The 21510-nt window shown below is 69.9% G+C and carries 17 protein-coding genes; 9 read left to right on the forward strand and 8 right to left on the reverse strand.

Annotation, left to right across the window (positions count from 1 at the left end; genetic code table 11):
- The first annotated feature begins 14 nt into the window (after positions 1–14).
- The 4 genes from AC3WJT_RS00305 (at position 15) to AC3WJT_RS00320 (ending at position 5815) form a co-directional block, all read left to right on the forward strand.
- Positions 15–1358, forward strand: a complete 1344-nt coding sequence (locus AC3WJT_RS00305) for a PepSY-associated TM helix domain-containing protein (protein WP_492341065.1) — start codon at positions 15–17, stop codon at positions 1356–1358.
- An 18-nt stretch (positions 1359–1376) separates the two neighbouring features.
- Positions 1377–1850: a copper chaperone PCu(A)C gene (locus tag AC3WJT_RS00310; RefSeq protein WP_492341066.1), complete on the forward strand. Its 474-nt coding sequence runs from the start codon at positions 1377–1379 to the stop codon at positions 1848–1850.
- Between the two features lie 86 nt (positions 1851–1936).
- Positions 1937–3589 (forward strand): acyl-CoA synthetase, encoded by a 1653-nt coding sequence (locus AC3WJT_RS00315; protein WP_492341067.1) that lies wholly within the window; start codon positions 1937–1939, stop codon positions 3587–3589.
- A gap of 156 nt (positions 3590–3745) precedes the next feature.
- Positions 3746–5815, forward strand: a complete 2070-nt coding sequence (locus AC3WJT_RS00320; RefSeq protein ID WP_492341068.1) for a M13 family metallopeptidase — start codon at positions 3746–3748, stop codon at positions 5813–5815.
- Between the two features lie 62 nt (positions 5816–5877).
- Here AC3WJT_RS00320 and AC3WJT_RS00325 read toward each other — a convergent pair whose 3' ends face one another.
- From AC3WJT_RS00325 to pgi, 5 genes are all read right to left on the reverse strand, one after another.
- A complete protein-coding gene (locus AC3WJT_RS00325) occupies positions 5878–6465 on the reverse strand; it encodes an AAA family ATPase (protein WP_492341069.1) in 588 nt (195 codons plus the stop codon).
- A gap of 457 nt (positions 6466–6922) precedes the next feature.
- Positions 6923–7879, reverse strand: a complete 957-nt coding sequence (hisG, locus tag AC3WJT_RS00330; protein WP_492341070.1) for an ATP phosphoribosyltransferase — start codon at positions 7877–7879, stop codon at positions 6923–6925.
- Entirely contained in the window at positions 7876–9006 is a 1131-nt protein-coding gene (locus tag AC3WJT_RS00335) for an ATP phosphoribosyltransferase regulatory subunit (protein WP_492341071.1), read from the reverse strand. Before AC3WJT_RS00335 ends, hisG begins: the two co-directional genes overlap by 4 nt.
- A complete protein-coding gene (gene hisS, locus AC3WJT_RS00340; protein WP_492341072.1) occupies positions 9003–10472 on the reverse strand; it encodes a histidine--tRNA ligase in 1470 nt (489 codons plus the stop codon). Before hisS ends, AC3WJT_RS00335 begins: the two co-directional genes overlap by 4 nt.
- Positions 10473–10795: 323 nt before the next feature.
- On the reverse strand, positions 10796–12358 hold the full coding sequence (gene pgi, locus AC3WJT_RS00345) for a glucose-6-phosphate isomerase (RefSeq protein ID WP_492341073.1): 1563 nt from the start codon (positions 12356–12358) through the stop codon (positions 10796–10798).
- 78 nt (positions 12359–12436) lie between these two features.
- On the opposite strand from pgi, the gene AC3WJT_RS00350 reads away from it, so the two are divergent.
- The gene (locus tag AC3WJT_RS00350; RefSeq protein WP_492341074.1) at positions 12437–12904 is read left to right on the forward strand and encodes a hypothetical protein; all 468 of its coding nucleotides are present in this window, start codon (positions 12437–12439) and stop codon (positions 12902–12904) included.
- A gap of 12 nt (positions 12905–12916) precedes the next feature.
- Here AC3WJT_RS00350 and AC3WJT_RS00355 read toward each other — a convergent pair whose 3' ends face one another.
- On the reverse strand, positions 12917–15049 hold the full coding sequence (locus tag AC3WJT_RS00355) for a protein-disulfide reductase DsbD family protein (RefSeq protein WP_492341075.1): 2133 nt from the start codon (positions 15047–15049) through the stop codon (positions 12917–12919).
- Positions 15050–15130: 81 nt separating this feature from the next.
- Between AC3WJT_RS00355 and AC3WJT_RS00360 the strand changes: the two genes are divergently transcribed.
- Positions 15131–16153: an NADP-dependent oxidoreductase gene (locus AC3WJT_RS00360; protein ID WP_492341076.1), complete on the forward strand. Its 1023-nt coding sequence runs from the start codon at positions 15131–15133 to the stop codon at positions 16151–16153.
- Positions 16153–16545 (forward strand): acyl dehydratase, encoded by a 393-nt coding sequence (locus AC3WJT_RS00365; protein ID WP_492341077.1) that lies wholly within the window; start codon positions 16153–16155, stop codon positions 16543–16545. The genes AC3WJT_RS00360 and AC3WJT_RS00365 overlap by 1 nt, the downstream gene beginning before the upstream one ends.
- Before the next feature lie 71 nt (positions 16546–16616).
- Here AC3WJT_RS00365 and AC3WJT_RS00370 read toward each other — a convergent pair whose 3' ends face one another.
- Positions 16617–17411: a SapC family protein gene (locus tag AC3WJT_RS00370; protein WP_492341078.1), complete on the reverse strand. Its 795-nt coding sequence runs from the start codon at positions 17409–17411 to the stop codon at positions 16617–16619.
- A 158-nt stretch (positions 17412–17569) separates the two neighbouring features.
- Between AC3WJT_RS00370 and AC3WJT_RS00375 the strand changes: the two genes are divergently transcribed.
- Positions 17570–18421, forward strand: a complete 852-nt coding sequence (locus tag AC3WJT_RS00375; protein WP_492341079.1) for a MaoC/PaaZ C-terminal domain-containing protein — start codon at positions 17570–17572, stop codon at positions 18419–18421.
- A gap of 92 nt (positions 18422–18513) precedes the next feature.
- On the opposite strand, the gene AC3WJT_RS00380 is transcribed toward AC3WJT_RS00375, so the two are convergent.
- Positions 18514–20616 carry a TonB-dependent receptor gene (locus AC3WJT_RS00380; RefSeq protein ID WP_492341080.1) on the reverse strand — a complete coding sequence of 701 codons (2103 nt, stop codon included), beginning with the start codon at positions 20614–20616 and terminating at the stop codon, positions 18514–18516.
- Positions 20617–20759: 143 nt separating this feature from the next.
- Between AC3WJT_RS00380 and AC3WJT_RS00385 the strand changes: the two genes are divergently transcribed.
- Positions 20760–21506, forward strand: a complete 747-nt coding sequence (locus AC3WJT_RS00385; RefSeq protein ID WP_492341081.1) for an acid phosphatase — start codon at positions 20760–20762, stop codon at positions 21504–21506.
- The last annotated feature ends 4 nt before the right edge of the window (positions 21507–21510 follow it).

Genomic DNA, 21510 nt, shown 5'->3' on the forward strand with positions numbered 1-21510 from the left:
TCCGGAGACGTCGCATGACGACCGATGAAACCCTCCCCGCCGGCGCGGGATCGCTCTACCGCACGATCTGGCGCTGGCATTTCTACGCGGGCCTGATCTGCCTGCCGTTCTTCATCCTGCTGGCCACGACCGGCGGCCTCTACCTGTTCCGCGACCAGCTGGAGCCGGTCTTCGAGCACAGCCGGCTGATCGTCGAGCAGACCCCGGCCCGTCAGCTCGCCGCCGAGACCCTGATCGGGCGAGCCCTGGCCGTTCAGCCGGGCGCGCCGGTCCGCTTCGCCCCGCCCTCCGCCCCCGACCGCTCGGCCGAAGTCGGCGTCCGCGATGAAGCCGGAACGGTCATGTCCGTGTTCCTCGAACCCTCAACGGGGCGGGTGCTGGACACGGTCGCGGACGACCAGCGCCCGATGACGCTGATCAGCCATATTCACAGCCTCGACATCCTCGGCGCGGGGCCGAACCTTGTCATCGAGATCGTCGCCGGCTGGGCCATCCTGCTGGTGGCCTCGGGCGTCTACCTGTGGTGGCCGCGCGGCCGGAAGGGCGGGGTGATCACTGTCCGCGCCACGCCCGCCCGGCGGATCTGGTGGCGAGACCTGCATGCGGTGACCGGCATCCTCGCCTGTTCGGCGCTGCTCTTCCTGGCGGTCACGGGCATGCCCTGGTCGGGCTACTGGGGCGACAATTTCCGCCGGATCGTCAACGACGCAGGTCTGGGCATGCCCGCGCAGGTCAAGGCCACCTCCGTCGCCTCCGACGCAGCCCTGGCGGCGACCACGGCCGGCTCCTGGACGATGGATGTCTCCGCGCCGCCGGTCGTCGCGCCCTCCGCCGGGCAACGCCTGCCGATCAGCGCGATCATGGACCTGGCCGACGCCCGCGGCGTTGCGCCCGGCTACGTCGTACGCCTTCCCGCCTCGCCAGGCGGCGTCTTCACGGTCCAGAGCTACCCGAACAAGGCCACCGGCCAGCGGGTCATTCATATCGACCAGTACAGCGGCAGGGTCCTGGCCGACGTCCGCTACGCCGACTACGGCCCTGTCTCGAAGGCGGTCGAGTGGGGCATCGCGGTGCACACGGGCGGGCAGTACGGCCTGATCAACCAGCTGGTCATGCTGGCGGGCTGCCTGGCCGTCATCGGCCTCAGCATTACCTCGGCCGTCATGTGGTGGAAGCGTCGCCCGGTCGGCAAACTGGCCGCCCCGCCCGCGCCGCAGGGCGCGCGGCCCGTCAGCGGCTTTGCGATGTTCGCCCTCGCGACCGGCCTGGTCTTTCCCCTGCTCGGCCTCTCGATCCTCGTCGCCTTTGTCGTCGACCGTCTTGTATCGGCGACGCTGAAACGCCAATTCGCGCTCTAGACAGAACCGGACCTTATCATGCGCATCCTCGCCCTCTCTCTCGTCGCCCTTCTGGTCGCCTGTTCGCCGGCCAAGCCCGTCGCCTACAGCGCCGCGGGCATCGCCGTCAGCGAACCGTTCAGCCGCCCCGCTCCGGCGGGCGGGTCCGGCGCCGGCTTCTTCGCAATCACCAACAACAACACCGGCCCCGATGTGCTTGTCGCGGTCGAGTCCCCCGTCTCCGCCCTGGTGCAGCTGCACGAAAGTTCGGTGAAAGGCGGTATGATGCGGATGGAGGAACTGAAGGACGGCGTGCCGCTGAAGGCCGGCGAGACGATCACCTTCGAGCCCGGCGCCAAACACGTGATGTTCATCCGCCTGGGCCAGGCGCTCAAGGCCGGCGACCGGATCCCGGCGACGCTGGTCTTCCGCAACGCCGGACGCGTGCCGGTGGAGCTCGTTGTTCAGGGTCGCCCGGCCGGCGCGGCGGGCATGGAGCAACACGGCCACTGACGCCGGGTCACGCGTTGACAGGGCCTGCCTGAACGCCGCTAAGGTATCCCGACGTCCCGTCAGAGGACGCATACGGGAGAGCGCGCATGTCCGGCTGGAACTTCGCCGACGTCTGGGAAGAAATCGCCGCCGCGGCGCCGGACCGGCCGGCCCAGATCCGCGGATCGCGCGTGATCAGCTGGCGTGACTTCGACCGTCGCGCCAACGCCCTGGCCGCCCATATGCTGGCGGCCGGGGTCAGCCATCAGGGCAAGGTCGCGGCCTACCTCTACAATGCGCCGGAGTATCTCGAGACCTACTTCGCCGCCTTCAAGGCGGCGCTGGCCCCGGTCAACACCAACTATCGGTACGAGACCGACGAGCTCTACTACCTGTTCGACAACGCCGACGCCGAGGTCATCGTCTTCCACGCCGGCTTCGCGCCCAAGCTGGAGGCGCTGCGCGAGCGCCTGACCAAGGTGAAGTGCTGGATCGCGGTGGCCGACGACGGCGCGCCGATCCCGGCCTGGGCGACGGAATACGAGAGCATCGCCGCGCCCGGCGCCGACAAGGTCGTCGCGCCCTGGGGGCGCTCCGGCGACGATCTGTTGCTGCTCTACACAGGCGGCACCACCGGCATGCCCAAGGGCGTGATGTGGCGCCAGGACGACCTGTTCCAGGTGCTGGGCGCCGGCGGCAACGCCCTGGCCCTGATCCCACCGCTGGAGACCCCGCACGAGGCCGGCGTCCGTGTCCGCACCGGCCGGGCCGGCGATCTGCACCTGCCGCCGCCGACCAGCCTGATCGCCGCCTGCCCGCTGATGCACGGCACGGCGCAGTTCGGCAGCTTCGGCGCCCTGACCGGCGGCGGCTGCATCATCACCCTGCCCTCGCAGCGCTTCGACTCGGTCGAGCTGTTCGACGAGGTGCACCGCCTGCGGGCCAACAGCATCTCCATCGTCGGCCTGGCCTTCGCCGCCCCGATGCTCGAGGTGCTGGACGCCAATCCCGGCCGCTGGGACCTCAGCTGCATCACCCGCATCGGCTCGTCCGGCACGGTCTGGAGCCATGACAACAAGCAGGCGCTGCTGAAGCACCTTCCGCCGGGCGCGATGCTGATGGACAGCCTCGGCTCGTCCGAAGCCGTCGGCCTCGGCGGCTCGACCTCGGTGGCCGGCGCCGAGGCGACCACGGCCCAGTTCCTGGTCGGCCCCAACGCGGCGGTGTTCAAGGAGGACGGGACACGCGTCGAACCGGGCAGCGGCGAGCGCGGCCTGGTGGCCGTCGGCGGCTTCATCCCGGTGGGCTACTACAAGGACCCGGAAAAGTCGGCCAAGACCTTCCAGACCTTCGAGGACCGCCGCTGGTCGGTGCCGGGCGACTTCGCCGAGGTCAACGAGGACGGTACGATCAAGCTGCTGGGCCGCGGCTCCCAGGTGATCAACACCGGCGGCGAAAAGGTCTTCCCGGAGGAAGTGGAAGAGGCGCTGAAGACCCACGCGGCGGTGCGCGACGCGGTCGTCGTCGGCGTGCCGGACAAGCGGTTCGGCGAGCGGATCTGCGCGGTGGTCGACACGACCGGCTCGGGCCAGACGCCCAGCCTTGCCGAACTGGCCGCCCATGTCCGCGGCCGCCTCGCCGACTACAAGGCCCCCCGCGAACTGGTGCTGGCCCCGGTCGTCCGCGCCCCCAACGGCAAGGTCGACTACAAGGCCGTCCGGATCCAGGCGCTCGAGGCGCTGGGAGTCACGGCGGGCTAGGTCGCGCGGGGCATGTCCTGAAGAGCGCCTCCCCGCGCTCCTTACGGTTCGCCCGGGGTCGGCCGCGGCGCTCTACATGACTCTTTTGTAAGCAGCGCCGCCCGCCGCAATGTGCATGGTCCGGATCAATTCCCTTGAACCCGGAAACGCCCTGTCATGAAACGCGTCCTGCTTTCCGCCGCCGCCGCGCTGGCCCTCGCCGCCGCCGTCGGCGGCCCTATCGCCTACGCCCGCGCCTTCCCTGCGCCGATCACCGAAGCGCAGATCGCCAAGGCCTCCCGCATGGGTCCCTGGGGCTTCGACATGGCGGGCATGAACCGCGCGATCAAGCCGGGCGACGACTTCGTCGGCTTCTCGTCGGGGTCCTATCTGGCCACGCTCGACATCCCGCCTGACCGCACCAACTGGAACTCGTTCGCCGTGCTGCGCGAACTGTCCGACGCCCGCGTCAAGGCGGTGATCGAGCGCTCCGCGGCGACCGCGAACGCCACCGGCGAGGCCCAGCAGATCGGCGGCCTCTACAACAGCTTCATGGACGAGGCGACGGTCGAGGCGCTGGACGCCAAACCGCTGGCCGGCGAGCTGGCCGCGATCCGCAAGGCCACCAGCCGTGACGCCATCGCCCGCCTGATGGGCGTCACCAGCGCCGGGTTCGGCAGCAGCTTCTTCGCCGCCTACATCAGCCAGGACGCCAAGGCGCCGGACACCAACGTCACCTACATGACCCAGGCGGGTCTGGGCATGCCCAACCGCGACTACTATCTCGACGCCAAGTTCGCCGAGAAGAAGGCCGCCTACCAGGCCTACGCCGCAAAGATGCTGAAAATGGCCGGCTGGGCCAACGCCGACCAGATGGCCGCCGACATCGTCGCCCTGGAAACGAAGATCGCCCAGGCCCACTGGCCGATCGCCGACCAGCGCGACGCGGACAAGACCTACAACCCCAAGACCGTCGCCGAGCTGCAGGCCCTAGCCCCCGGCTTCCCCTGGAAGGCCTGGCTGGCCGGCGCGAGCCTCGACAAGGCCGACAAGGTGATCGTCGGCGAGCCGACGGCGTTCACGAAGATCGCCGCGATCTACGCCGCCACCCCGGTCGCCACCCTGCAGGCCTGGCAGGCCTTCCGCACGACCGACCAGGCCGCGCCCTATCTGTCGAAGCGCTTCGTCGACGCCAACTTCGAGTTCCGCGCCAAGACCCTGTCGGGTCAGCCCGAGCAGCGCGTCCGCTGGAAGCGCGGCGTCACCCTGGTCAGCGGCAACCTCGGCGAGGCGGTCGGCAAGCTGTATGTCGACGCCTACTTCCCGGCCGAGTCCAAGGCCAAGATGGAACAGCTGGTCGCCGACCTGCGCGTCGCCCTCAAGGCCCGCATTGATCGCCTCGACTGGATGAGCGCCGAAACCAAGACCCGCGCCCAGGCCAAGCTGGCCAGCTTCACGGTCAAGATCGGCTATCCGGACAAATGGCGCGACTACAGCGCCCTGACGATCACGCCGAACGACCTCTACGGCAACGTCCAGCGCGCGAGCGCCTTCGAGTGGGCGTTCAACGTGGCCAAGCTGGGCCAGCCCGTCGATCGCAGCGAGTGGGGCATGTTCCCGCAGACGGTCAACGCCTACTACAATCCGACGATGAACGAGATCGTCTTCCCGGCGGCGATCCTGCAACCGCCGTTCTTCGATCCTGACGCGGACGCGGCGATCAACTACGCCGGCATCGGCTCGGTGATCGGCCACGAGATCAGCCACGGCTTCGACGACTCAGGCCGCAAGTTCGACGCCGACGGCAGCCTGCGCGACTGGTGGCAGCCGGAAGACACCGCCAAGTTCGAGATCCAGACGAAGCGTCTGGGCGCCCAGTACGCGGCGTTCGAACCGGTGGCCGGCTCGTTCATTAACGGCGACCTGACGATGGGCGAGAACATCGGCGACCTCGGCGGCATCCTGATCGCGCTCGACGCCTACCACCTGTCGCTCGGCGGCAAGCCCGCGCCGGTGATCGACGGCCTGACCGGCGACCAGCGGTTCTTCCTCGGCTTCTCGCAAGTCTGGCGCAGCAAGTACCGCGACGACGCCGTCCGCCAGCAGATCGCGTCCGACCCGCACTCGCCGGCGCAGTTCCGCGTCATCGGCACCCTGCGCAACGTCGACGCCTGGTACGACGCCTGGGGCGTGAAGCCGGGCGACAAGTGGTACGTGAAGCCGGAAGACCGCGTCCGCATCTGGTAACACCGCCGACAACGCGAAAATGACGAAAGGGCGGTCCGCGAGGGCCGCCCTTTCTGCCGGGTTCATTGGCCGAGCTGCGCCATCACGAAGTCTGCCCGCGCGCCGACGTCAGTCTTCGGCAGTTCCACCAGTCGGTAGCCGAGGCCGCTGTAGGACGCCACCAAGGGCTCATAGTCCTCCAGCGCCTCGTCCAGCCCATGCCGGCGCTCCGTATCTCTGCGGAAGATCTCCGGCCAGGGCGGTGCGACGAATACCGTCCGGTCATAGCAACAGAGCTCCACGGCCCGCCGCAGATGCCCGGGAACCGGCAGGCCCAGCCGCTCAAGCCCGGACAGCGGCTCGATGATGCTGCGGTCGAAGAAGGCGAGGCCGGCGTCCGCCGCCGCCGTGATCCGCTGGTGCAGGCCGCGCGACAGGACCAGTTCGGCGAACTTCAACGGCTCGCTCCACGGCAGGGCGTCGCCGCCGATCCAGTCCTGTTCACGCACGATCTGCCGCCCCGCCTCGGGGAACACCCGATGGCCGCGGCGCGCGAGTTCGGCCAGCAGCGTCGACTTCCCGCCGCCGGAACAGCCGGTGATGACCACCGCGCGGCAACCGGAATTCGCGACGGCGGACGGCTGATAGTCGTCCTCAAGGGTCGAGGTCATGGCGTGTCCTGATCTGGGGATTTGTGCGTGGTTCAAGACGCTCGCCTGAAGCTCGCGCCTCACCATGACGACCAGGGATGAGCGCAAGCCAGACGTCATCCTGAGGAGCGATCCCTCAGGATCGCGTCTCGAAGGACGCGCGGTCATTGATGAAATGGACGGGTTTTTGACAGCGATGCCGAAAAACACAGACCCGCCGCGGGGGATAGTCGCGGCGGGTCCGGTTTATTCCTCGATCACTCGATCCAAGCGGGCGTTTCCTCCCCGAAACGCCGTGAGGGCAGAACTCTCTGGGGTTCTTGTCCCTCGCGCACCATCAAAAGACGGCATGAGCCTTTCGCTGTCAAGGCTTTGGGAGCCGTGCCCGCGCAAGAAAATACGCCGAATGGGCGAAAAAAGGGATGTTTCTTGGACCCGGGAGTCAAAAGAACACATCTTTTTGACGACGCCGTCAGTTTTAGGCCCCGATACGGGCCGCCAGTGCTTCCGCGGCCTTCGATTCCGGCTCGAACAGGTGCTCAGGCCGACTGGCGGCGACCGGACCGATTCCCCGGGCCGCCAGAAGCGCCTGCGCGTCCAGCAGATCCCGATCCGCGATCAGCAGGCCGTTGGCGCGAGGACGCGCGCCCCGGGCGACGAGGCCGGCCAGGGCGTCGCGCGCTGCCGCGTCCCGCTCGGCCGGCCAGACCAGCATCATCGAACTGCGCGCCCGGGCGCGGGCCTCGACAACGCCGAGCAGCTGCCGCACGACAGCCAGACGCTCGCCGCTCCAGTCCGCGGACAGCGACGCCGCCAGCTGCGCCTGGCTCTTCAGGATCACGCCGTCGCCGACGATCTTCAGGTGGTTGGCCGACAGGGTCGCCCCGGTGGTGGTGATGTCGACGATGATCTCCGCCGCGCCGGACGAGGGCGCGCCCTCGGTGGCGCCGCCCGACTCGACGATCCGGTAGTCGGCCACGCCGCAGCGGGCGAAGAAGGCCCGCGTCTGGACCAGATACTTGGTCGCCACCCGCAGTCGCTTGCCGGTGCGCACCAGATGCAGGTGCGCGACCTCTTCCAGATCGGCCATGGTCTCGACGTCGAGCCAGCCGCGCGGCACGGCGACGACCAGGTCCGCCCGGCCGAAGCCCAGCGCCCGGAGCAGCATGACACGCGCTTCGAGATCGGCCACCTGCTCGCGCAGCAGGTCTTCGCCCGTGACGCCCAGGTGGATCTCGCCGCTGTCCAGCGCCGCGGCGATGTCGGAGGCCGACAGCAGCCGGACCTCGACCTGCGGCAGGGCCGGAATGGCGGCGGTGTAGCCCCGCCCACCCGGCGTCGCCGACAGCGGCAGGCCGGCGTCGGCCAGCCAGCCTTCGACCTGTTCCTTCAGCCGTCCCTTGGACGGGATGGCCAGGATCAACGGACCGCTCATTCCACGCCTCCCGCGAACGCCCGCGCCGGTCGCACCATGCAGCCGACCGCGCCCCGGGCCGACGGCGCCCCGAGCCGCGCCGGCAGTCCGTCGTAGCGGCCGCCCGCGGCGACCGGCCGTTCCTCGCCCAGCGCCGCGCTGCGCACCTCGAACACCAGCCCGTCGTAGTAGCCGAACGCCCGCCCGAACGCGGCGGTCAGGGTGATGCGGTCGACGGCGACTCCCTGCCCGGCCAGCGCTGTCAGCCGGCGAGTCCAGCGCGTGATCGCAGCGTCCAGCGCGCCGGGCGCCGGCCCGGCGAGCGCCCGGATCGTCTGCAGCGCGGCCGCCGGGGCGTCCGACACCGCCAGGAAGCGGCGCACCGCGTCCGCCTCGGCCGGCGACAGCGGCGGCGTGCGGGCGGCCTCTGTCCGCTCCGCCAGACGCTGCACGATCTCGCCCACCGGCCGCGCCCCGACCGGCTCGATGCCGGCGATGGCCCACAGCCGGCGCAGGGCGGTCTCGCCCTGGCCCTCGGGCACGCCTTCCAGCGGATTGACCAGCCGGGCGTCGTCCGCGACGGGCGCAGCGCCGGCGCGGTCGAGTTCGGCCTGCAGCAGCCGGGGCCGGGTGAACAGCCGCTTGAGCCTCGCCGCCAGCGCCGGCGCGAGCGCCAGGCTGTCGACGAAGGCGGCGAACAGGGCGATGTCGCCGACGATCAGCGAAAGATCGCTCCGGCCGCCGGCCAGCGCCGAGCGCCAGGCGAGACCCACGACCTCGGCGTCGCTCTGCGCGACATCGGCGCCGCCGAACACTTCCACCCCGACCTGCAGGAACTCCTCGGCCCGGACCGACCCCTGTGGGGCGGCGCGGAACGCCTTGCCTTCATAGGCGTAACGTCCGGAGTCCGCGCCGCTGTCGAGGTGCGCGCGGGCGACGGGAATGGTGAAGTCAGGCCGCAGGGCCAGCTCCTCGCCGCCCTCGGCCTGGACCACGAACAGGCGCGGCCGCATGGCCTCGCCGGACAGGTCGAGCAGCAGCGCCAGCGGCTGCAGCACGGCGACCTCGACCGGCGCGGCGCCGGCGGCCGCGAACGGCGCGCGGATCGCGGCCAGCGCCTCGGCGGGAACGGGCGGCTCCAGTCTCATCGCGCGGCGTCCACGATCTTGCGCACGGTGGCGACGAGGTCAGCGCGGGCGACGGTCTGCTGGCCGGGCCGCTCGGCCTTCCAGGCCGCGTTGTCGGTCACGCCCTTCGACAGGTCGCGGCCGAGATCGAGGTCCTTCACCGTGGCGGTCCCGGCGTTGAACTCGTCCTCGCCGATGATCACCGCCGCGGGCGACAGGCGCCGGTCGGCGTATTTCATCTGCGGCCGCATGCCGGAGGTCCCGAGATAGACCTCCGCCGCGATGCCGCCGTTCCGCAGCTCGGCGGCGACGGCGAAATAGTCGGCCATCCGGCTCTGGTCGAAGGCGATGATCACGACCGGCCCGCGGTTCTCACCGGCCTCCTCGCGGCCCGCCGCCTTAAGCGCCGCCGCCAGCCGCGAGACGCCGAACGAGAAGCCCGTCGCCGGAGTCCGTTCGCCGGTGAACCGCGCGACCAGATCGTCATAGCGCCCGCCGCCGCCGATCGAGCCGAACCGCATCGGCTGGCCCTTCTCGTCGAGGGTCTCGATCTGCAGATCGGCCTCGAACACGGCGCCGGTGTAGTACTCCAGACCCCGAACGATGGACGGATCGAACAGGGCCTGGGTCTCGTCGACGCCGAGGCCCTTGAGGGCGGCGATGATCGCCTCCAGTTCACGGAAGCCCTCCAGCGCGGCGTCCGCCCGGGCGAACGGCGCGGCGGCGAGCTGGTCGAGCGGCGCGCCGGCCACGGCCATGTCGAGGAAGTCCAGCACCAGTCCCGCCGACGCCGCCGAAAGCTCGGCGCCCGGCGTGAAGGCGCCCGACTCATCGAGCCGGCCCTTGCCGAGCAGATCGCGCACGCCATCGCGGCCGAGCCGATCCAGCTTGTCGAGCGCGCGCAGCACGATGAGCTTCTGGCGCCCCTCGGCGACGCCGGCGGCGACCATGACCCCGTCGAGGATTTTGCGGTTGGAGAACTTCATCACCGCCTGACCCTTCGCCAGGCCCGCGGCCTCGAGACCGGCCACCGCCAGGGCGATGATCTCAGCGTCCGCTTCCGGCCGCGCCGAGCCGACCGTGTCGGCGTCGCACTGGATGAACTCGCGGAACCGGCCAGGACCCGGCTTCTCGTTGCGCCAGACCGGCCCGAAGGCGTAGCGGCGATAGGGCTTGGGCAGGGTTTCCCAGTTCTGCGCCGCGAACCGGGCCAGCGGCGCGGTCAGGTCGTAGCGCAGGGCCATCCACTGCTCGTCGTCGTCCTGCAGGGCGAACACGCCCTCGTTCGGCCGATCGCTGTCGGGGAGGAACTTGCCCAGGGCGTCGGCGTATTCGAACGCCCCGGTGTCCAGCGGCTCGAAGCCCCACTGCTCGTAGACCTTCGACACGGCCTCCACGATCCGCCGCTCGGCGCGCAGGGTCGCGGCGCGCTTGTCGGCGAATCCGCGGGGGGCGCGGGGTTCAGGTCGGAAGGTCTGGTCGGTCATGGGTCAGCTCTGCATCGGGTCTGGTCGGGCCGGATGGAGCTGGTCTAGCCCCATCCGCGTCGGGCGGGGCCGGAGGGGTGATGCGCTGGCCTTCAGGCCGCGCGAACCCGTTCCGTCCCGCGAGGGATGGCGTGGTGGGCATGATGGTGGTGCGCGTCGCGGGTCATCGGGGCGGGGGTATAGCGAAGCAAACCCACACTGTCATCCCGGAAGCCGCGTAGCGGCTATCCGGGACCCAGACAGGATCCCATTCGCAGGGGGTGAAGCCGATTCTGGGTCCCGGCTCTTCGGGCTTCGCCCTGCGGCCGGGATGACAGTTTGAATTAGCGCCTCAACCGCTCGATCAGCGCCGCGGTCGACGCATCGTGCGGCCCCGCCGCGCAGCCCTGCAGCTCGCCCAGCACCGCCGTCGCCAGGGTCTTGCCCAGCTCCACGCCCCACTGGTCGAAGCTGTTGATGTTCCACAGCACCCCCTCGACGAAGACCTTGTGCTCATAGAGGGCGATCAGGGCGCCGAGGGCCTGCGGCGTCAGCCGGTCCATCAGGATGAAGCTCGATGGCCGGTTGCCGGGGAAATGGCGGTGCGGCTCGGCGGCGTTGGCGGAGCCGGTCATCAGCGCCTCGGCCTGGGCGATGGCGTTGGCCAGCAGGATCGCCTGCTGCGCCTGCGGCCCCTCCTCCGCCTTCGCGACGGCCACGAAGTCGACCGGGATCACGTCCACGCCCTGGTGCAGCATCTGGAAGAAGGCATGCTGGTCGTTGGTGCCGGCGTTGCCGAACACGGCGGTCGACGTGGCGTGCGCCACGGGCGCCCCGCTCAGCGTCACGCGCTTGCCGTTGGACTCCATTTCCAGCTGCTGCAGGTAGCTGGCCAGCAGGCCCAGCCGGTCGGCATAGGGCTCGACCACCCGCACGGGCCGGCCAAGGCCGTTGCGGTTGAACACATGGGCCAGCGCCAGCAGGACCGGCGCGTTGGCCGCAATCGGCGCGCTGCGGAAGTGGTCGTCCATCGCCGCCGCCCCGGCCATCAGCGCAGCGAACCGGTCCCAGCCCAGCGCGATGGCGCAGCTGAGCCCGACGGCCGACATCACCGAATAGCGCCCACCGACCCAGTCCTCGAAGCCGAACACCCGTTCCGCCGGGATGCCGAAGGCCGCGCAGGCCGCCAGGTTGGTCGAGGCGGCGGCCAGGTTGGCGTCGCCGGCCTCACCCAGGGCGGCGTGCAGCCAGGCCCGCGCCGCAGAGGCGTTGGCCATGGTCTCCTGGGTGGTGAAGGTCTTGGAGACGACGACCACCAGAGTCGTCGCGGCGTCCAGCCCGGCCAGGGCCTGGGCGATATCCGCCGGATCGACATTGCCGACGAACCGCAGGTCGATCCGGGGCTCCAGGGGCTTCAGCGCCCGCCAGACAAGACGGGGGCCAAGGTCCGACCCGCCGATGCCGATGTGGACGATGGTCCGGAAAGACGCGCCCGTGGCGCCCTTGATCGCGCCGGAGCGGACAGCCTCGACGAAGGCCGCCATCCGGCCGCGCACCGCCTCGACCTCGCCGGAGACGGGTTTGCCGAGCGCCGCGAACCTGGCCCCGTCCGGCGCGCGCAGGGCCATGTGCAGGGCGGCGCGCTTCTCGGTGACATTGACCGCCTCGCCGGCGAACAACCGATCCCGGGCGGCCTCGACGCCGGCGGCGCTGGCCAGATCCAGCGCCGCGCCGAGACCCGCCCGACTCCAGGGCTGCTTGCTGAGGTCCAGCCGCAGGCCGCAGGCCTCGACCACCAGCGCCTCGAGCCGGTCCGGTTCGGCCGCGAAGTGATCGACGATTCGCGTCTGCACGTCCTTGCGGGCGGCGTCCTCGAGGGCGGTCCAGGCGGCGGTCAGGTCGGTCATGCAAACTCCGTCAGCAAGACGCCGTTTACCATGTCGGGCTTACCAGAGGGCAAACGCCCATTCACCGGGGGACGCTCCATGTCCTGTGACGCTATCGCCCTCGCCGCAACGCTCTGGCTCGCCTCGGCCTCGCCGATGGCGGCCTCCTCGGCCCCGGCCGTCGTCGTGGCGGCGCCGCCCGCGTCGGTGGCGTCCGAGCCGCTGTTCATGGACATCGTCAAACGCGCCGACGCCCTGAAGGCCGCGGTGGACGCCTGGAAAGGCAAGGAAGGCCCGCTCGACGGCTTCGACGCCTTCCGCACCGAGGTCGACGCGCTGTCGAAGCTCGACATGCAGGCGCACCTGCTGCTCAAGGCCCGCGGCACGGACGGCGACCTCAAGTGCATCCTGCGCGGCATCGCCGAGGATCTGCCGGTGCGACTGAAGCAGGTCGAAACAGCTGCCGATCAGCGCGCGCGCGACATGGCCCTGAAGGAAATGTTCTGGCTGCTGCGCGACAACGTCGAGGTGATCACCACCCCGGCCACCGTGACGTCCGGAACCTGAATCAGCGGACCGTCAGCCGTCGGCAGGCGGAACAGCGGCCCTGGCCAGCGACTCCGCCACCAGTCCCGCCGTCAACAACTGAGGCAGGATGACCGGCGGCCCGCCGTCCGATCCGTACACCAGATACAGCGGGACGCCGGCCCGGCCGTGCTCGGCGAGGGCGCCGGCAATGGCCGCGTCGCGATTGGTCCAGTCCGCCTTCAGATAGACTGCGCCGCTGCTCTTCAGAGCCTCCGCCACCGTCGTGGTCGACAGGGCGACCTGCTCGTTGACCTGGCAGGTGACGCACCAGGCGGCGGTGAAGTTGACGAACACCGGCCGGCCCTCGGCGCGGAGGGCGGCGACCCGCTCGGACGACCAGGCCTCTGACGGCAGATCGGCGGCCGCCGCGCGCTTCGGGTCCGGCGCGGGTGCGGAGGCCGACGCGTGCGGGGGAACCAGCACCAGGCCGTAGATCAGGCCGCCGGTCGCCAGCAGCATCACCGCCGCGATCCAGCGCGTGACGCGCGCGCGCTCGCGGCGCTGGGCCTGGCCGAACAGCCAGGCGGCGAAGGCGGCGACCACCGCGGCGGCGAGACCGAGCGCAAGGCCTGCCGGTCCCGTCTGCTGGGCCAGCACCCAGATCAGCCAGGCCGCCGTCCCGTACATCGGGAAGGCCAGCAGGTTGCGCAGCGTCTCCATCCACGCGCCCGGCCGGGGGAGCAGCCTGAGCAGGGGCGGCGCGAAGGACAGGGCTACGAACGGGGCCGCGAGTCCCAGGCCGAGGGCCGCGAAGATCAGCAGCGAGACCCCGGCGCTCTGGGTCAGGGCGAACCCCATGGCCGGACCCATGAAGGGCGCCGTGCAGGGCGCGGCCACCACGACCGCCAGGACGCCGGTCATGAAGCTGCCGGTCAGGCCGCGCCGGCCGTCCGCCAGCTTGCCGCCGACGCCCTGCAGCGCGGCGCCGACCTCGAACACGCCGGACAGGTTCAGCGCCACCAGCAGCATCAGGGCCGCCAGGGCGGCCACCACGGCGGGAGACTGCAACTGGAAGCCCCAGCCCACGGCAGCGCCGGCCGCCTTCAGGGCGATCAGGGCGCCGGCCAGCGCCAGGAAGGTCGCCAGGACGCCGGCGAGATACGCCAGCCCCTGCCGGCGCGCGGCACGCGCCTCATGGGCATGGCCGGCGAGCGCCGCCGCCTTCATCGACAGGATCGGGAAAACGCAGGGCATCAGGTTCAGGAGCAACCCGCCGAGCAGCGCGAACAGGATGGAGACGGCCAGGCCGGGGCTTCCGCTGTCCGACGCAGGGGCGGCCGGCGGTCCGAGCCCGGCCGCGCCCGGAGGCGCAGCGCCCGCGGTGGCGCTGATCTCATAGGCCACGCCGGACAGCGCCAGCACGCCCTCAAGGGTCGTCGGAGCCGAGCCTTGGGCGAAGTCGGCGCCCGCCGGCAAGGCGAGGGTCAGGCCGCGCGGCCCGCGCTCGATGATCTGGGGTCTGGCGTGCTCGATCGCCGTGCCGCTGAAGGGAAAGAACCAGGCCCCGGAGACGTCGGCGCCCTCCAGCGGGGCGCCCGTCACGGCGAGCGAGAGCTTGGCGCCCTCGACCGAGAAGGTCGCGGAAAGCCCGGCCGGCTTCGGCGCGTCCGCCAGAACCCGGGCGATACGCCCGTTCCAGGTCGCGTCAGGCTGCGGGGTGGCGGCGATCGGCAGATCGAGGGTCAGCAGCGCTTCCTCGGGGATGCAGATGTCGGCGCAGACGAGGAACAGGACCTGCGCGGACACCTTCACCGTCTGTCCGGGCTTCGCCGAGGCCGGAACCTCGATCGGGGTCGGCAACAGCACATCGCCGCTGTAGCCATAGTTCATCAGCGGGCCGATCTGCTGGCGCGTCGGGGTCGGCCAGACGATCTCGCCGGCCTTCCAGCCGGCCGGCAACGTCCAGGTGATCCGCGTCGGCTCTCCCGAGTCGCCGGGATTTCGCCAGTAGGTGTGCCAGCCCGCGTCGATATCCTGGCGCAGGGCGACATAGACCGTCCCGCCCGGGACGGCCGCCTCCTGGGCGACGAGTTCCGCCTTGATGTGACCCGTGTTCACCGGCGCGGCGAGCGCGGGCGCCGCGGTCAGGGCCAGCAGCAAGGCAAGAAACGTGGTCAGTCGCATGATCCAGCTATATGGCCCTGAGGGGCCCCTCGACAACGGCGGCGGGACCGCCATGATCGAGGCCAGTCAATGAGGGATGAGATGCCGGTCAATCGCGCCTGGATTCTGAAGAAACGGCCTGTGGGCGATATCGCGCCGGGCGACCTTGAGTTCGTTGAACGTCCGCTCCGCGATCTGGAGCCCGGCGAACTGCTGATCCGCAACGTCTACCTGTCGCTGGATCCGACCAACCGCATCTGGATGAGCGACCAGGACCAGTACCTGCCGCCGGTCGAGGTCGGGGACGTGATGCGCGGCGGGACCATCGGCGTGGTCGAGGTCAGCCGCTCGGACCGTTTTCCGGTCGGGACAGTGGTCAACGCCGGCCTGTCGGGCTGGCAGAGCTACTCGATCGCCCATGAGGGCGCCGTCAATCCGGTCCCGATGCTGCCGGGCGTTTCGCTGACGGCCTTCATGAGCGTGCTCGGCGCGACCGGCCTGACCGCCTGGTTCGGCATGGTCGACATCGGCAAGCCGCAGCCGGGCGAGACGGTGGTCGTCTCCGCCGCCGCCGGAGCTGTGGGCTCCATCGCCGGCCAGATCGCCAAGCTGAAGGGCGCCCGCGTCATCGGCATCGCCGGCGGCCCCGAGAAGTGTGCCTGGCTGACCCGCGACCTCGGGTTCGACGGGGCCATCGACTACAAGAACGAGGACGTCGGCGCGGCGCTCGACCGGCTCTGCCCGAACGGCATCGACGTGAACTTCGAGAACGTCGGCGGCGAGATCATGGACGCGGTGATCGCCCGGATGAACAACTTCAGCCGCATGCCGCTCTGCGGCATGATCAGCACCTACAACGCCACCGGCGACGTGCCCGGCCCCAGCGACTTCGCCCGGGTGCTGATGCGGCGGATCCTGATCAAGGGCTTCATCGTCATCGACTACATCCCCCGCGCCGGAGAAGCCCTGGCGGAGCTGGCGCCCTGGGTGCTGGGCGGCCAGATCAAGTGGAAGGCCCACGCCGTGGACGGACTGGAAAACGCCGCCGAGGCGGTGAAGCGGCTGTTCACCGGCGACCACGACGGCAAGCTGCTCATCCGCATCTCTCCGGAGCCCGCCGCCTGATGCCCTCCAGCTTTGACGAGATCTCGATCGGCCAGGTGGTCAATCTCGGCGCCGTGGCGGTCGACGCCCAGGCGCTGGAGGCCTTCATCCGCGCCTTCGCGCCCGGCTGGGGCGTCGAGCGCGGGGCGCCGGACGCGATGGTCTACGCCCTCTGGTCGCGGCTCGAGGAGCACGCTTCGTCAGACTGGCCGCAGACCAAGCGGCTGGGCGTCGATGCCCTGCGCTGGGCGCGCAATCCCCCGGTCGGAGAACTGCTCCGCGGGCGGATGACGGTGATGGGCAAGGACCCGGTAGGCGATGACAAGGGCATCATCATCGCCCAGCATGACCTGCTCGACGAGGCCGGGCGCCTCGTCTTCTCCTGCCTCACGCGAAGCGTCTTCGCGCGGTAGGGTGTTCGCCGGCCAGAGCAACCGGCAGGCATTCGACCGCGACCGCCGGAGCGGCCGCGGTCCGTGCCGGATCAGGCGGCGGCCTGATCCCGCTTGAGAGCGCGTTCGCTGGCGATGGCGACCAGACGGTCCCAGCCGATCAGCGACGTCAGGTGGTTGTAGATCTTTTCCAGCGCGCCGTTGTCGCGCAGCTGGGCCAGTTGCTCGCCCGACAGGGCGTTCAGCTTGGCTTCCGACACGGCGAAGTACTCGGCGAGCTTCACCGGCTCGAACGTGCCGTCTTCCTTCGGCATGTTGAAGATCGACTCGCGCTGCTCGAACAGGTCGAGGTCCTTCAACAGCTTGACGAACGAGTCGGTGCGGCGGCGTTCGCCTTCGAAGTCCTCGCAGAACTTGATGGCGTTCTGGGTGTATTCCGACGGCTCGCCCGCGTCGTCGAACAGCGGCAGGTCGGCCTTCTTGCGATCGGTGAAGATCGAGGCGTTGCGCTCGATGCAGACGACCATGCGCTGTTGCGCCTCGTCGGCGGCCAGCACGAACGGGTAGCGGCGGATGTAGGCCGGCACGTAACCGCCCGCGACGAACGAACCGTCTTCATTGATGAAGAGGTTCTCGTCGGTGTTGATGCCCATGACCGCCAGCGGCATGTTTTCCGGGCCGGCGAAGATGATCGGGTAGCTGATCGCGGCGAAGGTGAACTCCGCGACGGTCAGCGGCACGACATGGCCCTTCATCGCGAAGCCGAACGGCTTTTCCATACGCTGCACGCCCAGACCGCCATGCATGTCTTTGCTGAGGGGCTCGGGCGTCGTGTAGAAAAGGATGTTGCCGCTGATGGGGCCGATGACGTCCTGGGTCTTTTCCATTCGGGACTCTTGAAGCTGCGGCCGGGTTACGTCCGCGATGAAGATGAGCGGGCGCTTCTAGCTGAACAAACGGAACCCGGCAATGCGAGCTCCCGTCTTGCGGTCCCCAACGTCAACGCGCTTCAATCACGGCAAGAAGAAAACCCCGGGAGACGTCCATGCCTATCGCCTACCCCGAGATTCTGGCCCTGACCAGCGAGCCCCAGCCGTTCGCCTGGACCGAGAAGGACACCATGCTCTACGCGCTGGGCATCGGCATGGGGTCGGACCCCATGAACGCGGACGAGCTCCCGTTTGTCTATGAAAGCGGCCTCAAGGCCGTGCCGACCCAGGCCACCACCGTCGCCTGGGGCGCTGGTCCGGGCATCGGCAAGATGGGCATCAACTTTCTGCTGGTCGTGCACGGCGAGCAGAAGGTCGAATTCCACAAGCCCTTGCCGACCGAAGCCTCGATCCTGGCCACCAGCCGGGTCGTCGGCGCCTACGACAAGGGCGACAAGGGCGCGGTTATCTACAACGAGACCGTGCTGGCGGATGCGAAAACCGGCGAGAAGATCGCCACCCTGACCGGATCGACCTTCGCCCGGGGCGACGGCAACTTCGGCGGGCCGTCGGACGGCGCGCCCGAGCCGCACGAGGTGCCGACCCGCGCGCCGGACCTCTCGGTCGACATTGCGACCCGGCCGGACCAGGCGCTGATCTACCGGCTCAGCGGCGACCGCAACCCGCTGCATTCGGACCCGAAGATCGCCGCGGCGGCCGGCTTCCCCCGCCCGATCCTGCATGGCCTCTGCACCTACGGCGTCACCTGCCGGGCGGTGCTTCAGGAGTACTGCGGCTTCGACCCGGCGAAGATCAAAAGCCACCAGGTTCGGTTCTCCAGCCCGGTGTTCCCCGGCGAGACGATCACCGTCGACATGTGGAAGGACGGCGACGTCGTCTCGTTCGAGGCGCGCGTGAAGTCGCGCGGCGTCACCGTGGTCAGGAACGGCAAGACGGTTCTGGGGTAGGCGGCCGGGGACATGTACCGAAGGTACGTGTCCCCCAATCGAGCTGCTGGTTTAGGGGACACGTACCTTCGGTACATGTCCCCGGCGCCAGGCTAGAACGCCCAGCTCAGGCCGGCGCGGATCGTCCGGCCCGGAAGGGGCGCGATGTCCTTCAGGAACGAGGTATGCTCGCGCGCCTCGACATCACCCAGGTTGCGACCCTCGACGAACAGGGTGAGGTCCCGGTCCTCGAAGGGCTTGAAGCCCGCCTGGACGTTGACCAGCGTATAGCCGTCGGTCGGCAGCTCGAAGGCGGCGACGCGGTCCTGGTCGCCGATCTGACGCAGCTCGATCTGGCCGTCGGTGCGCTCGCCCTTCCACACCAGGCGGGCCGTCGCCGACCAGGACGGGATGCGGGCGGGCGTCCCGAGGCCGGTTTTACCGCGCACCGTATCGAACACGCCCTCGACGGAAACCGACCGACCGCCGTCGCGCCAGAGGTCGTGCGAAGCCTCGAACTCGATCCCGGTGAAGGTCGCGTCTGTCTGGCTGTAGCGGAACACCGGCAGCTCACCGGTCAGGCTGATCGTGCCGTCATCCTCCGCCAGCAGGCCGGTCGGCAGCTCCTGGATGAAGCCGTCATAGCGGGCGGTGAACAGGTGCAGCTCGGCTCGCCCGGAACCGGTCCAACGCAAGCTGACCTCGTAGGAGGTGACTCTCTCGGACTCCAGGGTCGGATCGCCGACCTCGTAGGAGCCGGTCCCGGCGTGCGGGCCATCGGCGTACAGTTCGAACTCGGTCGGCGCGCGGCCGTTGCGCGAAACGCTGAAGCCCAGGAACCAGTCGGTCGCCGGCCGCCAGAACACCGCCGCCGAGGCCGAGACGTTGCTGAACTCCTGACTGGATGCGGTCGTCGACCAGTCGATGCCGTAGACGGTCGCGGCGTCGCTGGTCGGACGACCGGTCAGGCGGGCGTCGAGTCCGCGACGGTCCAGCCGCAGACCGCCCTCGACGCCCCAGGCGTCTCGATCCAGTCGCTGCAGCACGAAAACGCCGACCTCGTCGATGTCGGTCGGCGGGATGAAGGCCTCATCGCCGATCGCCTCGAAGCTGCGCACCAGGCCCTGGACGCCGACGGCGCCCTGCCAGCCGTCGCGCTCGGCCTGCACCAGTTCGACCCGGCCCTCGGTTCCCTTGGACAGGAAGCGCGTGCCGACCGCACCGGTGGCGACCTCGATCTCCGCATGCTCATAGTCCGCGTAGCCGACCGAGAACCGCGCCCGGTCGAACAGCCCCAGCGACACCGCCGACTCGCCGCGCGCGTCGAGGCGGGTCTGCTTGAGATCGATGTAGACCGGGCCCTCGGCCGGCGGCGGACCGACGATGACGATCTGCTCGTACGGCACGCCGTATTGCGTCTCGGTGCGCTTGGCGGAAACGCCGACGTAGCCGTCGTCACCGATCCAGGAGACGCCCGCGCCATAGGCCAGCATCGAGACGTCGGTGTTCCTGACCACACGGTCGCCCAGGGGCGTCACGCCTTCGGTCGCGGCGAGGCGGTCGGACACAGGATTCACCGGCACGCTGTAGTCGCCGCTTTCGCGCTTCACCGCGTCGGCCGCGAAGACCCAGGGCCCGGCGCCGGCCTTGAGGCTGGCGGACAGGGAGTAGCTGTCGTCGCCCGACCCGGCGGCGGCGGCGATCCGGCCTTCCGGACCGTCGGACGCCGGGCGGGCGGGGATCCGGTCGTCGATCACATTGACCACGCCGCCGATCGCCGAACCGCCATAGGCGAGGGTCGAGGGACCGCGCAGCACCTCGATCCGCGACGCCTCGCCCGGCTCCGAGGCCACGGCGTGATCAGGAGACAGGGAGCTGGCGTCCACCAGACCCACGCCATTCTGCAGGATCAGCACCCGCGGCCCGGAAAGCCCCCGGATCACCGGGCGGCTGGCGCCGGGACCATAGAAGGTCGACCGCAGTCCGGGCAGCCCGTTGAGAATGTCGCCGAGGCCCACCGCCGGCGCGCGGTCGAGCTCTTCGCGGCCGACCACGTTGACGCTGGTGGCGACCGAGTCGAGGGACACGGCATAGGGCGCGGCCGTAACGGTCACCTCAGCCACGGTATTCGGGTCCGCCTCGGCCGCGGAGGCCTGCGTCGCGGCGAACAGGGTCAAGCCGCTGGCGGCGGAAAGCAGGAGAAGACGGCAGGACATCACAGGACCCCGGGGAAATCGACAGTCTCAAAGTGTTATGAAATAACATATCGAGTCGTCAAGGGCGGCGCGGCGTTTTCAGCTTGACGATGATCGAGTGATCCCTGACTGCGGTCGGCGCCCAAGGGCGCTGGAGGCTCAGGATGATCGGCATGCGGACCTTTGCGGCGGGCGCGCTCGTCACCCTCGCCCTGGCGCTGACCGCCTCGGCGCAGGAGCCACGTCCGACCGGCTATCTGGCGCCGGAGGCCGTGCCTGACCCGCTGGTGATTGTCGGCGGTCCACCGGCCGAGGACTCGCCCGAAGCCGCCGCCGAACGCGCTTACTTCCTGTCGAGCCGTGCTCTGGAAGGCTCTGCCCGGTGGAAGCAGGCCGCGCTCGACGCAGACCTGTTCGGCGATGTCGCCCACGCCAGCTTCGCCTGCGCCATCGGCAAGGCGATCACCGTGAAGGACACCCCGACGCTGTCGCGGATGATGGACCGGATGGTGATGGATGCGGCCCGGAGCGTCGCGGTCCTGAAGTCCACCTTCAACCGGCCCCGGCCGATGGTCGGCCATGACGACGCCCCGCTGTGCGTCGCCCGTGAGGACTGGATGAAAACCAACAGTTCCTATGCCTCCAGCAACGCCGCGGCGGGCTGGGCCTGGGCGCTGGTGCTGGCCGAGCTCTATCCGGCCAGGGCTTCGTCAGTGCTGGTCCGGGGTCGCGAGTTCGGCGAGAACCGCGTCATCTGCGGCCTGCACTACGCCAGCGACATCACCGCCGGCCAGACCATGGCCTCGGCGACCGTGGCGGCGCTGCACGCCAATCCCGAGTTCCTGACGGACCTCGAAACCGCCCGCGCCGAACTGGCCACGGCGCCGGCGGCGGAAGGCTGCGGCGGCTGACAAG

It is taken from the genome of Caulobacter sp. FW305-C-30-S16, assembly GCF_058783025.1.

Bases quoted from the DNA above. Each gene is read 5' to 3' on its own strand.
- AC3WJT_RS00385 (WP_492341081.1), top strand. From the start codon at position 20,760: ATGATCGGCATGCGGACCTTTGCGGCGGGCGCGCTCGTCACCCTCGCC.
- AC3WJT_RS00305 (WP_492341065.1), top strand. From the start codon at position 15: ATGACGACCGATGAAACCCTCCCCGCCGGCGCGGGATCGCTCTACCGC.
- AC3WJT_RS00375 (WP_492341079.1), top strand. From the start codon at position 17,570: ATGCCTATCGCCTACCCCGAGATTCTGGCCCTGACCAGCGAGCCCCAG.
- AC3WJT_RS00325 (WP_492341069.1), bottom strand. From the start codon at position 6,465: ATGACCTCGACCCTTGAGGACGACTATCAGCCGTCCGCCGTCGCGAAT.
- AC3WJT_RS00315 (WP_492341067.1), top strand. From the start codon at position 1,937: ATGTCCGGCTGGAACTTCGCCGACGTCTGGGAAGAAATCGCCGCCGCG.
- hisG (WP_492341070.1), bottom strand. From the start codon at position 7,879: ATGAGCGGTCCGTTGATCCTGGCCATCCCGTCCAAGGGACGGCTGAAG.
- AC3WJT_RS00370 (WP_492341078.1), bottom strand. From the start codon at position 17,411: ATGGAAAAGACCCAGGACGTCATCGGCCCCATCAGCGGCAACATCCTT.
- AC3WJT_RS00355 (WP_492341075.1), bottom strand. From the start codon at position 15,049: ATGCGACTGACCACGTTTCTTGCCTTGCTGCTGGCCCTGACCGCGGCG.
- AC3WJT_RS00380 (WP_492341080.1), bottom strand. From the start codon at position 20,616: ATGTCCTGCCGTCTTCTCCTGCTTTCCGCCGCCAGCGGCTTGACCCTG.
- AC3WJT_RS00310 (WP_492341066.1), top strand. From the start codon at position 1,377: ATGCGCATCCTCGCCCTCTCTCTCGTCGCCCTTCTGGTCGCCTGTTCG.
- AC3WJT_RS00360 (WP_492341076.1), top strand. From the start codon at position 15,131: ATGCCGGTCAATCGCGCCTGGATTCTGAAGAAACGGCCTGTGGGCGAT.
- AC3WJT_RS00320 (WP_492341068.1), top strand. From the start codon at position 3,746: ATGAAACGCGTCCTGCTTTCCGCCGCCGCCGCGCTGGCCCTCGCCGCC.
- AC3WJT_RS00365 (WP_492341077.1), top strand. From the start codon at position 16,153: ATGCCCTCCAGCTTTGACGAGATCTCGATCGGCCAGGTGGTCAATCTC.
- hisS (WP_492341072.1), bottom strand. From the start codon at position 10,472: ATGACCGACCAGACCTTCCGACCTGAACCCCGCGCCCCCCGCGGATTC.
- pgi (WP_492341073.1), bottom strand. From the start codon at position 12,358: ATGACCGACCTGACCGCCGCCTGGACCGCCCTCGAGGACGCCGCCCGC.
- AC3WJT_RS00350 (WP_492341074.1), top strand. From the start codon at position 12,437: ATGTCCTGTGACGCTATCGCCCTCGCCGCAACGCTCTGGCTCGCCTCG.
- AC3WJT_RS00335 (WP_492341071.1), bottom strand. From the start codon at position 9,006: ATGAGACTGGAGCCGCCCGTTCCCGCCGAGGCGCTGGCCGCGATCCGC.